We start from the raw sequence: 11,690 nt of genomic DNA on the forward strand, positions 1-11,690 counted from the left end.
TTTGATAGAGCAATAGCTTCCGAAGAAAGAATGCTAGTCATCCAAAAGGTCTGGGCGTATTGTTTTTGTGCGTTCTAACGCTTGGTCTTCACGCCATTCTTCTATCTTAGGGGTATTGCCACTCAACAGGATATCGGGTACTTTCCAACCTTTGTATTCTGCGGGACGAGTATAGATGGGCGGGGCTAAAAGATTATCTTGGAAGGAGTCGGTTAACGCACTGGTCTCATTGCCCAATACTCCGGGTAACAATCGGATGACGGCGTCACAAACGATGGCAGCGGCCAATTCTCCACCACTTAAAACAAAATCTCCTACAGAGATTTCTCGCGTAACAAAGTGGTCGCGTACACGCTGATCGACTCCTTTGTAATGACCGCATAAAATAATAAGGTTTTGTTTGGTCGAAAGTTCATTTGCAATTCCTTGTGTTAGGGTGTTGCCATCCGGTGTCATATAGATAATCTCATCGTAATCACGTTCATCTTTTAGTGTTGAGATACACTTGTCAATTGGTTCTATCATCATGACCATGCCGGCACCACCCCCAAATTGATAGTCGTCTATTTGCTTATAATTGTTGGTGGCATATTCTCTAAGATTGTGGGTGTGTACCTCAACCAATCCTTTTTCGATGGCGCGTTTTAGGATAGAGGCTTCGAACGGACTTTTTAATAATTCGGGGAGGACTGTTATGATATCGATACGCATGTTTATTGTAGGTCTTTTTTTAGTTGACAGCGTTCTATAGAATCCTTGGCGCGATTAAGTACATTCTTGTCTAAGGTTTGTAAGGCAGCTTTTTTATAATAGGATATGGCCTCATCAAATTTTCCAAGTTGTTCGTACATGATGCCATATTCATTGTACATGGTCGATTTGTTCACTCCGGGAATAGTAATAGCAGTGTCTAGAAGCTCTTTAAGGTCGTCGTATTTGCCTAAAGTGGACAGTAATACGGCGTAATTATAGTAGACTGCCGGATACATTGGGCTTTTCTCTAAACACAGCTTGTATAAGGTTTCTCCTTTCTCATACTCTTTGAACTTAACCTCGTATAAATACCCTAAATGGTTGTAGGCCTTTCCAAAATCTGGGTCGATATCTAAGATCTTTTCCAATTTATTGGTCGCTTCATCGTAAGCCCCGTTTTTGATATCCGAATTTGCCCGGTCTAATAATTCTTCCAGTTTGGTGAGATGATCCATAGCAACCACTTTAGGGTGTAAAAATACAGAAATCTACTTACTTATTTTCCCAAGTGTAATGAAAAACCTTGGTGTCTTTCACCCATCCCAAACGCTCGTACAGTTTTTGCGCCGGATTATCACGATCGGTTTCTAAGGTGAGTCCTCGACTCCCTTCTTGTTTTGCAAATTCTTTGGCTCGTAACATTAATGCTTCTCCCACACCTTGACCGCGAGCGGTTTTGGTTACAAATAGATCATTTAGAATATACGTGCGCTGCATACGAACCGACGAAAAACTAGGGTATAGTTGTGTAAAGCCCAAGCCATTAGTTTCTGTATCTAGTGCGAGAAAAATAGTAGAATCCTTCTGTTTAAAACGATCCACTAAGAAATTGCGAGCGGCCAAAGGGTCTGAAGGTTGTTTGTAAAAAACTCGATATGCGTCAAAGAGTGGAATTAATTGTTCAATATTCGCAAGTGATGCCTTAATGATCTTCATGTTGTGAAAGTACATATTTTTTAGAAATTTTGGTTTCGAACCTGCTTGCCCTTTACTCTGGTTTTTTGAAGTTGAGGGGCATAAAAAAAAGCCTGCATCAAGCAGGCTTTTTATCGTTCAGCTTTCCGAAGAAAGCATACAATTAATAATAAGTAAAGCGTCTAACTTTTGAGATGTATTTTGCCAATCGAATTACTTGATGACTGTATCCGTATTCATTGTCATACCATACATAAAGTACCGCGTTTTTCCCATCTTCTGTTACGATGGTAGCGTTGCTGTCGAAAATAGCCGGAGCCGAAGATCCTACGATATCGCTAGAAACCAATTCATTATTAAGCGAGTACTTAATTTGCTCAACCAAATCACCTTCCAGAGCGTATTTCTTCATAGTAGCATTCAATCCGTCCTTAGAGGTTTTGGCCTCTAATTCTAAATTTAAGATCGCTAACGAACCATTAGGAACCGGTACGCGAATCGCGTTGGAAGTTAATTTTCCGTCAAAAGAAGGCAGTGCTTTAGAAACTGCTTGGCCGGCACCGGTTTCGGTGATCACCATGTTCAATGCAGCAGCACGCCCACGTCGGTATTTCTTATGCATATTATCTACCAAGTTTTGATCGTTAGTATACGCATGTATAGTTTCTAGATGCCCGTGAATTACACCAAACGAATCTTCGATCGCCTTTAGAACCGGAGTGATGGCGTTTGTGGTACAGGATGCAGCAGAGAATATATCTACCGAGTTTGGATCGTGCTCACCGTGATTCACACCGTGTACGATATTTGGAATTCCTTTACCAGGTGCTGTTAATAATACTTTTGAAGTACCCTTAGCCGCAAGATGTCTGCTCAATGCTTCTTTATCACGAAAAGCTCCTGTATTGTCGATGACCAATGCATCTTCAATCCCATATTGAGTATAGTCGATATCCTCTGGGGCATTGGCTGAAATAATATGAACGGTAGTTCCATTGATGATCAAGGCCTTGTTCTCAAGATCAACACGAACTGTCCCCGGGAAATCACCGTGCACAGAATCGTATTGTAACAAAGAGGCTCTTTTTTCAAGCACGGTTTGATCGATGGTTCCCCGTGTTACGATGGCTCGTAATCGCATTTGACTTCCACCTCCTGTACGCGTCATTAGTTCTCGAGCTAATAATCGGCCAATTCGACCAAACCCATATAAAACCACGTCTTTCGGGGTGATAGATGCATTTTCATTAGCTGTTTTTAGCTTGTCGCTAACAAAAGCGATGGCATCTTCGTACTGATTGTCTTCTAAGTGGTATTCGTACGTTAATTTTCCGATATCCAATTTTGCCGGTGGCAAGTCTAATTTTTGGATGGCTTGTGCGATCTCAACAGAGTCGAAGATCGAAATTGGTTTTTGTACGAATTCACCGGCGTATTCGTGAAGGTTTAAAATTTCACTTACGTTGCGATCGATCAATTGATTTCTAAAAAGCACCAGTTCGATAGATTTGTCGTACCATAGATCGCTAACGATCTTGATAAATTCTACAGATGCCTTTCTGCGGTCGGTTTGAAACGACAGTTCTTTTTCATAAACGTCATCAAAACTCATAGGTTGTGTGGTTTAAGGGTTTAAAATTGGGTGCAAAAATAACCAATTCTAACGGTATTGAGAAGAATAATTCACATTTTAAGTTCATTTTGGCATTATCAAATTGTCAGCGCATTCTCTTAGTAGAATCTACTTTTTCTTACCTAGGACGCAACCTTTTTCAAAATACTGCTCATTAGTGTACAAATCATTACTTTTAGATATGAAAAAAACGGTATTCTTTTTATTGCTTGGAGCAATGACGCTCTTTAGTTGTTCTAATGATGACGATGCCATGGATACACAATCATGCGATGCATCTGTGTTTATTGATTCGCAACAATATGAGAACGGTGAAAGTGATAGCTTCAGTTTTAATTCGGTTGAATTAATAGGTGATTGTTTAAACTTACGTTATTCCGCCACGGGTTGTGACGGAAACAGCTGGGTAGTTCGCTTGGTCGCACACGAAGCAGTATCTGAATCGTTACCGCCTATGATGGATGTGCGATTGTTGTTAGTAAATCAGGAGGCATGCACAGCCGAAGTGTCTCAAGAGCAATCCTTTGATCTAAGTAATTTACAAGGTTCAGGTTCTTCCATAACGATACAATTGGAGGATTGGGAATCGACCATACTTTACGAATACTAACTGTAAAGAAAAAATAAGTTTTGCGTAAAAACATGATAAAGGATGTGTGTGGTATTCAAGATGACATTTTTTACTAATTAAAAGCGTCTTTTAACTTTTAAATCCTAGAATTATCGAATTTGTGCACAAGCTAAAGTTAAGCAATGCAATCGATCTAATTATACACTAAACAATATTTGAAGGAAACTACACTTATTCAAAAATGTATCGAAAATGATAGGGAAGCCCAAGGGGAGTTATACCGTAGGTATAAGGACCATTTGTTTCGCCTTTGCTTAAAATATTGTAAAAACAGAACTGAAGCAGAAGATACTTTACAGGAAAGTTTTCTAACCATCTTTAGCAAGATTGAACAGTATAATGGAAAAGGCTCTTTTGAGGGTTGGATGACCCGAATTACAATCAATAAGGCCATTGCTAAATATCACAAGTTTAGGTTTACATTGCCCATTAAAGAAGATATCGTTGAGCAGCCAATAATGGAAGTTAAAAAGTTGACCCATTCGTTAGATGAGGTTCTTACGCTTGTTCAGCAGTTACCCGATCGGTATCGTCTGGTTTTTAGCTTGTATTGCCTCGATGGTTATTCGCACAAGGAGATCGCCAAATTGCTAAATATTTCTGTTGGCACTTCCAAATCTAATCTACACCGAGCCAAACAATTTTTAAAAGAACGATTGATGGAAATCGAGAAAAAAGGCAACCGCTATGGATCATAAAGAAGAAATAGGAAAGGCTTTTAAAGAAAAGCTCGATCAATTAGACGCGTCTCCCGATCCGGCAGTATGGACAGCAATTTCTGAAAAGCTTGATAAACAAGATAAGGAGCGACGAATTTTGGTTATACCGCTTTGGTGGAAACTTGGCGGTGTTGCCGCTATCATAGCCTTAATGTTTACCTTAGGATTAAAATATGTGGGTTCAAGTGATGGAACTGTTACCAATACAAATTCTGAAATTGTTACCAATGCTTCAGATTCACTGCCCGAGAACGAGTTGTTGAAGCTTTCCGAGAATCCAACGCCAATTAGTACCACCGATAACAAGGAAGAATCCTCGCAGTCAATACCAAAATATAGTAACACTCCTAAAAATGACAGGTTGGATGTTGCCAATGAGACTTCCGATGATCTAAATCATTCCAACAGAGTAGCGACAGAAGACGTTTCAGAAATAAAAGAGAAAGAGGTAAATACTGAATTAGAACAATCGAATAATTTTCCAACGCCTAAGTCACAAGCTGATCAAGCTAACAAATCAATTTCGGAACGTATTGCTTTTGAAAAACAACAACAGAAGATACTGGGCGATTCCATGTTCATAGAGAAAACTAATGGTGTGGTATCGCCTATCGCTTCTAACGAACAAATTAATCAGGAAGCAATCGATAACGATTCGATAGTAGCAATAAGCACAACGCCAATCAACAAAGACATTCTTGAAGAAATTCAACAGATCCAAAATGCAAAAGATAGTGTCATAGCTGCCGATGGCAACTCGCGATGGACAGTTTCAACCTATGTCGCTCCTGTCTATTACAATTCACTTACACAAGGCTCTTCTTTAGATCCTAGCTTGGAATCGAATGCGCGAGAAGGTGGCGTTAATATAAGTTTTGGCATACGAGCACAATATGGGGTGTCAAGTAAAATTGCAATACGCGGTGGTGTTAATAGGACAAAGTTAGCCTACACGACAAATGATGGTCTTGTTGTTTCTGCAGAATCGAATATATTCTTGTCCGGAGTAGCCATTGATAATAACGAACTTGAGATTCCCATATCGAATGATGGTAGTAGCTCAGATTTTGACCTTACTCAAGAGATCACGTATGTTGAATTACCTTTTGAGCTGGCGTATCGTGTAGTTGATAATCGTTTTGGCCTGACATTAATTGGCGGGATGAGTCTATTTGTTTTAGATTCAAACGATGTGTTTATATCGAACAAGGAATCTGAACGTATGCGCTTCGGAAGCGCCACTAATCTAAATTCGGTTTCGTATAGTAGCAATTTTGGTCTTGGGTTTACCTACGATTTAGGAAGTTCATTTCAATTCAACCTTGAGCCTATGCTGAAGATTCAATGGAATACGTATACCAATGATACCAGCACTTTTAAACCTTATGTGCTCGGAGTTTATAGTGGGTTTAGTTATCAATTCTGAAGCACTAAAAACAAAATACCCTTTTCAAAAATTTGAAAAGGGTATTTTTCTTCAGAAGGAACAAACTACCTGAAGATGAACGAGTTTATTTCACCACGTTGGTCAACAAATGTCATTTTAATTGGGTCATTAAAATCCCGACGCGACATAATGCGTTTGGCATCGTCGATATCTTTTACAGGTTCATCATTAATTTTTGTAATTATGATGCCTTTTAGATTGTATCGACCCAGGTCTTGAGACAGTGCTTGAGTAACCTCGACACCATACGAAACGCCTCGGCGTTTTAAATCGCTAGGATCGGCGTTCTTTACTTCTAAGCCAACATCCTTAATTTGATAGGTCTCAAGTTTGATCAAGGTCACCGGAACTACTTTTTTGCGACCTTCTCTTAATATGGTTACATCCACCACGTCGTTGGGGCGTTTTGAACCAAGATATCCGGTCAAGTCTGAAAATTTTCCAACTTTGTATCCGTCAACTTGTTTAATAATATCTCCTTTTTTCAGGCCGCTTTTATCGGCACCGCTACCTCTTTCGATCTCACCTACAAATACACCTTCGGTTTCGGTAGTTCCCAACAATTCGGCTGTTTTAGAGTTTAAGTTGCTTCCTTGGATTCCTAGAATACCGCGTTGTACGTTTCCAAATTCCATAATGTCCTCTATCACTTTACGTGCGTTGTTCGATGGGACCGCGAACGAATACCCTACATACGAACCTGTTTCCGAAGTAATGGCCGTATTTATACCAACCAATTCTCCTTTGGTATTCACTAAAGCCCCTCCGCTATTACCGCGATTTACCGCAGCATCGGTTTGAATGAACGATTGTGGGTTACCGTCAAACTGATTAAGATCGCGTGCTTTAGCACTAATGATCCCCGCTGTAACGGTTGAGGTCAAATTAAATGGGTTCCCTACGGCTAATACCCATTCTCCAATTTTTACTTCATTGGAATCTCCGAAGGTTACAAAAGGGAGTTCTTCTTCAGAGTCAATTTTAATTAGAGCAATATCTGTTTTGGGATCGGTTCCAATGAGTTCTGCTTCGTAGATACGATTATTGTTTAGAGTAACTTCTAGTTGTGAGGCATTTGCGATCACGTGATTGTTGGTAATAATATATCCGTCGGGTGAAATGATCACACCACTTCCGGCTCCAACCATTGCTTTTGGTTGTCCACCACCATAGAAATACTCCATGATATTACTAGGCTGTCTGCTAATAGTGGTGTTTTTAACGTGCACGACGGCATGAACTGTTCTTTCGGCAGCATCGGTAAAATCGATACCCTCGGCAGCTGCACTATAGGCGTTGGTATACGTTGTTGATGTAGGAATAAAGGATGTATCCTTTTCCGGTGAGAGGAAGGCTATATCCGTATTCGATGATTCAAAATATTTATAACCTCCTAATGTGATGGCTCCTGCGACCAGGGCCACGAGAAATAAACGAACTGTCTGTTTCATAGGTTTTATTTTTAAGTTATACGTTAAGTAACATTTAGATGACGACAATTATTACAAAGTATTTCTGTTTTAACGTCCATTTAACAGCTTACAACCGTTGAAAGGCCGTTTTGCTTTTCCTATCTTTGCAATTATGCAAGTGGCATTTAGCAAATATCAAGGAACGGGAAACGATTTTGTATTAATTGATAATCGTCAACACACATTCTCCAAAAACAATACCAAAATAATTGCACGTATGTGTGATCGAAGGTTTGGCATTGGAGCCGACGGTTTAATTCTGTTAGAAAATCACGATTCCTTAGATTTTAAGATGGTTTATTTTAATTCTGACGGGAAAGAAAGCAGTATGTGTGGAAACGGGGGACGCTGTATCGTGAAATTTGCAAATGCCTTAGGTATTATTGAGGACTCGGCACAGTTCGAGGCCATTGATGGCTTGCACGAAGCTACTATTCATGGGGAATCCGTGCGCTTAAAAATGAGTGATGTAGCCCAGGTCGATATAACAACGACACATGCCTTTTTGAATACAGGATCACCGCATCATGTTACTATGGAAAGTAATGTTGAACAGGTAAATGTAAAAGAACAAGGTGCGGAAATTCGGTATGGAACATACGGCAGTGAAGGAGCGAACATCAATTTTGTACAGAAAACCGGGGATGCCATTTTTTCAGTTCGCACTTACGAACGTGGTGTAGAAGATGAAACATTATCTTGTGGTACCGGTGTAACTGCCGTAGCTATAGCGATGTATGAAATGAAGCAGACTTCAGAAAAGGAAGTGATCTTAGATACACCTGGTGGAAAGTTGATCGTTCGGTTTGACAAAGAAGACGATCGTTTTACAAATATTTATTTAGAAGGACCGGCGAATTTCGTTTTTAAAGGTGTTTGGCAATGAAAACACTAAAAGGGAATAAAATACATTTGCGTGCACTGGAATTAGAAGATCTGGATTATTTGTACGCACTTGAGAACGATGAATCGATTTGGGAAGTGAGCAATACCACGACACCTTACTCGAGGTTCGTATTGAAACAATATTTGGAGAATGCACATCGCGATATTTTTGAAGTAAAACAATTGCGACTTGTAATCTGTACGAACGATGAGCAACGGCCTGTCGGATTTATTGATCTTTTCGATTTTGAGCCGAAACACCGTCGCGTAGGCGTAGGGATACTAATTTTTTCTGAAGGCGATCGCGGGAAGGGTTTTGCTTCCGAAGCATTAAAAATGACGATCCAATATGCCTTTAAATATTTAGAGGTACACCAGTTATTCGCGAATATTTCCGAAGGAAATGACCGAAGTATGCAGCTATTCGAGTCTATCGGATTTAAAAACAATGGTTGTAAAAAAGACTGGATCGCTTCCGAAGAAGGATTTAAAAATGAATTTATTTATCAGTTGATACATCATGTACATTAAAAAGATAGTAATTGCCGTCCTGCTATTAGGATTGGTTGGAATGGGAATTTTTGCTTGGTACGTTTACGACACCATCTTTGCTCCAAACACAGCATTTAATAATTCAGAGGCCCATGTGTACATTCCTACCAATGCCAGTTTCGACAAGGTAGTGGCAGAATTGGAGCCCTTGTTACAAGATGTGGCATCGTTTAAAGTAGTAGCTGAAAAAAAAGAATATATTTCTAACATCAAGCCGGGACACTTTATCTTAAAGCCCGGAATGAGCAATAACGATATCATTAACACCATACGAAGCAGGAATGTTCCTATTATGGTAAAGTTTAATAATCAAGAGCGTCTCGAAAATTTAGCGGGGCACCTCTCAAGACAAATAGAACCCGATAGTCTAACCTTATTAAAGGTCTTTAGAGACGAAGCATTTTTAGATTCGACCGGTTTTTCGAAGGAGACGGCTCTGGGAATGTACATTCCAAACACCTACGAATTTTATTGGAATACGACTGCTTCCGATTTCCGTGATCGAATGCAAACCGAGTACGATCGGTTTTGGAATGAGACCAGAGTAGAAAAGGCGAAAGCACTTGGACTCACAAAAAATGAAGTATTGTCACTTGCTGCCATAGTTCAAAAAGAAACGGCCAAAGTGGAAGAGCGTCCCAGAGTGGCCGGGGTGTATATAAATCGGATACAATTAGGGATGCCGCTACAAGCCGATCCAACGGTGATCTATGCAAAGAAACTTGCCGAAAATGATTTCGATCAAATAATAAAACGAGTGTTATATGTGGACCTGGCTTTAGATTCACCCTATAATACGTATAAAGTGAAAGGAGTTCCTCCGGGACCTATTAGCATGCCCGATATCTCTTCTATCGATGCAGTACTCAACTACGAAGACCACGATTACTTGTACTTTGTCGCCGATGTGACGAACTTTGGTTATCATAAATTTGCCAAGACATTGGCGCAACACAACCGCAATAAGGCAGCCTATGTTCAATGGGTTAATAGCCAGGGCGTAAATCGTTAAACCTTTCAAAAACACCCAGTTAAAGAGTGTTAATTGCTTTTTAAGACTGCCTATTCTTGGTATATTCTTTGCAAAGATCAGTTCCGCAAGCGAATTGGTCTATGACAATATTACGTTCATTGAAATTACGAAATACAATTCATAAGACCTTTTAGCAAATGAAAGTTTGCTTTGAAGAATATTTCGTCATAGCACGAGGCTATGGCGCAATAATTATAATTCTTAAACTAAGTAGAACATGCGAAAACGTTTTATGAAATTGTCTGTGCTGCTACTGATAGCCGCTTTTGTGGTATCAGGTTTCTCTTTAACCAAAGAGACGAATAGCAGTTCTATATTTACGACGGAAATCGAAGGAGAACTCGCCTATGTTCCCTTTGAATATGAAGTAAATATGAATCCCCAACAAAGAATCCCTTTTGTTGGAAAGTCGTTCCTAGGCTTTTGTGAAGACCTCGGCTTTAGTGAAAGCAGTGGTAACTATCGAGCTGTTAATCGATTGGGTTATTTAGGCAAATACCAGTTTGGCTGGACTACCCTTAATTGGGTAGGTATTTTCAATAAATCAACTTTCTTAAATTCCCCCTTGTTACAGGAAAAGGCGTTCGAAACGCTACTTTCCAAAAACAAGTGGGTGCTAAGAGATTATATTGAAGAATATGACGGTCAAACAATTAACGGTATTCAGATAACCGAATCGGGATTATTAGCCGCAGCTCATCTGGGAGGAGCTGGAAATGTAATGAAGTTTCTAAGCTCAAATGGTGATGATGTGTTTGCAGACGCGAACAATGTACCTATCACTAAGTACATGAAGAAGTTTGCAAATTACGATGTATCATCAATTCTGCCAGATAACAACGCCAGAGCGACATTATAATTATTGAAAAAGTCAGGTTGACAAACCTGACTTTTTTCATTTAACACTTTTTAACATCCTGCAAATCAAATTAATAGAATTTTTCGTATCTTTGCGCGCTGAAATGCAAGGTGCGAGAATTCGTACTTTATAATTTTAAATTAAATGAAAAAAAGGTATTACTTAATTGTTGCATTACTTATCGCAACCGTAATGGTTGCAACAGGTTTTTCTTCGGAAAAGCAATACGACCTTTCTCATTACAAACTGAATGGAATGGAACTGTGTTACGATGTTCCTAATGAAGAAGAAATACTAACGGTCATACAACCAAAAGTATCGTACAGTTTGTTTTTGGGTAAAACCTATGTCGGATTTAAAGAAGCATTGGGTTTTAAAGAATCAAGAGGTGAATACTCTGTAGTGAATGAATACGGATACATGGGGAAATATCAATTCTCCAAAGGAACTTTGAAGCTTATCGGGATCTATAATCCGGATAGCTTTCTAAACGATTCACGACTTCAGGAATCTGCGTTTACAGCCAATGCGGCTCGTAACAAATGGATCTTACGTCGTGATATAAAACGCTTTAAAGGCCGGTATGTAGGTGGTGTGAAAATCACCGAGTCCGGAATTTTAGCGGCGGCGCATCTAGCGGGTCCCGGAAACGTAAAGAAATATCTACGAAGTGGTGGAGTACAAGTGTTTAACGATGCTTTTGGAACTTCTATCAAACATTATTTACGTAAATTTTCCGGATACGATACGTCGCACATCGTTCCAAACAGAAAAGCAAGAGTATTGTAACT

The 11,690-nt window shown here is 39.6% G+C and carries 13 protein-coding genes; 8 read left to right on the top strand and 5 right to left on the bottom strand.

What is annotated here, in order from left to right; genetic code table 11:
- Positions 1 to 33 precede the first annotated feature (33 nt).
- The 4 genes from trmD to DWA30_RS05235 form a co-directional block, all read right to left on the bottom strand.
- On the bottom strand, positions 34 to 711 hold the full coding sequence (gene trmD / locus DWA30_RS05220) for a tRNA (guanosine(37)-N1)-methyltransferase TrmD (RefSeq protein WP_114491483.1): 678 nt from the start codon (positions 709 to 711) through the stop codon (positions 34 to 36).
- A gap of 2 nt (positions 712 to 713) precedes the next feature.
- Complete coding sequence (locus tag DWA30_RS05225) at positions 714 to 1,208, bottom strand: tetratricopeptide repeat protein (protein WP_114491484.1); 495 nt, start codon at positions 1,206 to 1,208, stop codon at positions 714 to 716.
- A gap of 37 nt (positions 1,209 to 1,245) precedes the next feature.
- Positions 1,246 to 1,689, bottom strand: a complete 444-nt coding sequence (locus tag DWA30_RS05230) for a GNAT family N-acetyltransferase (RefSeq protein WP_114491485.1) — start codon at positions 1,687 to 1,689, stop codon at positions 1,246 to 1,248.
- Between the two features lie 142 nt (positions 1,690 to 1,831).
- Positions 1,832 to 3,280: a glyceraldehyde-3-phosphate dehydrogenase gene (locus DWA30_RS05235; protein WP_114491486.1), complete on the bottom strand. Its 1,449-nt coding sequence runs from the start codon at positions 3,278 to 3,280 to the stop codon at positions 1,832 to 1,834.
- A gap of 202 nt (positions 3,281 to 3,482) precedes the next feature.
- Here DWA30_RS05235 and DWA30_RS05240 point away from each other — a divergent pair, with 202 nt between their 5' ends.
- The 3 genes from DWA30_RS05240 (at position 3,483) to DWA30_RS05250 (ending at position 6,077) form a co-directional block, all read left to right on the top strand.
- On the top strand, positions 3,483 to 3,911 hold the full coding sequence (locus DWA30_RS05240) for a hypothetical protein (protein ID WP_114491487.1): 429 nt from the start codon (positions 3,483 to 3,485) through the stop codon (positions 3,909 to 3,911).
- A 176-nt stretch (positions 3,912 to 4,087) separates the two neighbouring features.
- The gene (locus tag DWA30_RS05245) at positions 4,088 to 4,630 is read left to right on the top strand and encodes an RNA polymerase sigma factor (RefSeq protein ID WP_114491488.1); all 543 of its coding nucleotides are present in this window, start codon (positions 4,088 to 4,090) and stop codon (positions 4,628 to 4,630) included.
- Positions 4,620 to 6,077 (top strand): porin family protein, encoded by a 1,458-nt coding sequence (locus tag DWA30_RS05250; protein WP_114491489.1) that lies wholly within the window; start codon positions 4,620 to 4,622, stop codon positions 6,075 to 6,077. Before DWA30_RS05245 ends, DWA30_RS05250 begins: the two co-directional genes overlap by 11 nt.
- A 65-nt stretch (positions 6,078 to 6,142) precedes the next feature.
- Here the strand turns inward: DWA30_RS05250 and DWA30_RS05255 are convergent, their stop codons facing one another.
- On the bottom strand, positions 6,143 to 7,549 hold the full coding sequence (locus DWA30_RS05255) for a trypsin-like peptidase domain-containing protein (protein WP_114491490.1): 1,407 nt from the start codon (positions 7,547 to 7,549) through the stop codon (positions 6,143 to 6,145).
- A 133-nt stretch (positions 7,550 to 7,682) separates the two neighbouring features.
- Here DWA30_RS05255 and dapF point away from each other — a divergent pair, with 133 nt between their 5' ends.
- The 5 genes from dapF to DWA30_RS05280 all read left to right on the top strand — a co-directional run bounded on the left by dapF (position 7,683) and on the right by DWA30_RS05280 (position 11,688).
- The gene (gene dapF / locus DWA30_RS05260; RefSeq protein ID WP_114491491.1) at positions 7,683 to 8,456 is read left to right on the top strand and encodes a diaminopimelate epimerase; all 774 of its coding nucleotides are present in this window, start codon (positions 7,683 to 7,685) and stop codon (positions 8,454 to 8,456) included.
- On the top strand, positions 8,453 to 8,986 hold the full coding sequence (locus DWA30_RS05265) for a GNAT family N-acetyltransferase (RefSeq protein ID WP_114491492.1): 534 nt from the start codon (positions 8,453 to 8,455) through the stop codon (positions 8,984 to 8,986). Before dapF ends, DWA30_RS05265 begins: the two co-directional genes overlap by 4 nt.
- Positions 8,976 to 10,019, top strand: coding sequence for an endolytic transglycosylase MltG (mltG, locus tag DWA30_RS05270; protein WP_114491493.1), 1,044 nt, complete (start codon positions 8,976 to 8,978; stop codon positions 10,017 to 10,019). The genes DWA30_RS05265 and mltG overlap by 11 nt, the downstream gene beginning before the upstream one ends.
- 238 nt (positions 10,020 to 10,257) lie before the next feature.
- The gene (locus DWA30_RS05275) at positions 10,258 to 10,899 is read left to right on the top strand and encodes a hypothetical protein (RefSeq protein WP_114491494.1); all 642 of its coding nucleotides are present in this window, start codon (positions 10,258 to 10,260) and stop codon (positions 10,897 to 10,899) included.
- 144 nt (positions 10,900 to 11,043) lie between these two features.
- Positions 11,044 to 11,688, top strand: a complete 645-nt coding sequence (locus DWA30_RS05280) for a peptidoglycan-binding protein LysM (protein ID WP_114491495.1) — start codon at positions 11,044 to 11,046, stop codon at positions 11,686 to 11,688.
- Positions 11,689 to 11,690 lie beyond the last annotated feature (2 nt).

Source organism: Candidatus Ulvibacter alkanivorans (genome assembly GCF_003333325.1).
GTDB classification, from domain to species: Bacteria; Bacteroidota; Bacteroidia; order Flavobacteriales; family Flavobacteriaceae; genus Ulvibacter_A; species Ulvibacter_A alkanivorans.

What these genes read in the sequence shown, in the direction of transcription:
- trmD (WP_114491483.1), bottom strand. Translation starts at nt 711, where the DNA reads ATGCGTATCGATATCATAACAGTCCTCCCCGAATTATTAAAAAGTCCG.
- DWA30_RS05225 (WP_114491484.1), bottom strand. Translation starts at nt 1,208, where the DNA reads ATGGATCATCTCACCAAACTGGAAGAATTATTAGACCGGGCAAATTCG.
- DWA30_RS05230 (WP_114491485.1), bottom strand. Translation starts at nt 1,689, where the DNA reads ATGAAGATCATTAAGGCATCACTTGCGAATATTGAACAATTAATTCCA.
- DWA30_RS05235 (WP_114491486.1), bottom strand. Translation starts at nt 3,280, where the DNA reads ATGAGTTTTGATGACGTTTATGAAAAAGAACTGTCGTTTCAAACCGAC.
- DWA30_RS05240 (WP_114491487.1), top strand. Translation starts at nt 3,483, where the DNA reads ATGAAAAAAACGGTATTCTTTTTATTGCTTGGAGCAATGACGCTCTTT.
- DWA30_RS05250 (WP_114491489.1), top strand. Translation starts at nt 4,620, where the DNA reads ATGGATCATAAAGAAGAAATAGGAAAGGCTTTTAAAGAAAAGCTCGAT.
- DWA30_RS05255 (WP_114491490.1), bottom strand. Translation starts at nt 7,549, where the DNA reads ATGAAACAGACAGTTCGTTTATTTCTCGTGGCCCTGGTCGCAGGAGCC.
- dapF (WP_114491491.1), top strand. Translation starts at nt 7,683, where the DNA reads ATGCAAGTGGCATTTAGCAAATATCAAGGAACGGGAAACGATTTTGTA.
- DWA30_RS05265 (WP_114491492.1), top strand. Translation starts at nt 8,453, where the DNA reads ATGAAAACACTAAAAGGGAATAAAATACATTTGCGTGCACTGGAATTA.
- mltG (WP_114491493.1), top strand. Translation starts at nt 8,976, where the DNA reads ATGTACATTAAAAAGATAGTAATTGCCGTCCTGCTATTAGGATTGGTT.
- DWA30_RS05275 (WP_114491494.1), top strand. Translation starts at nt 10,258, where the DNA reads ATGCGAAAACGTTTTATGAAATTGTCTGTGCTGCTACTGATAGCCGCT.
- DWA30_RS05280 (WP_114491495.1), top strand. Translation starts at nt 11,044, where the DNA reads ATGAAAAAAAGGTATTACTTAATTGTTGCATTACTTATCGCAACCGTA.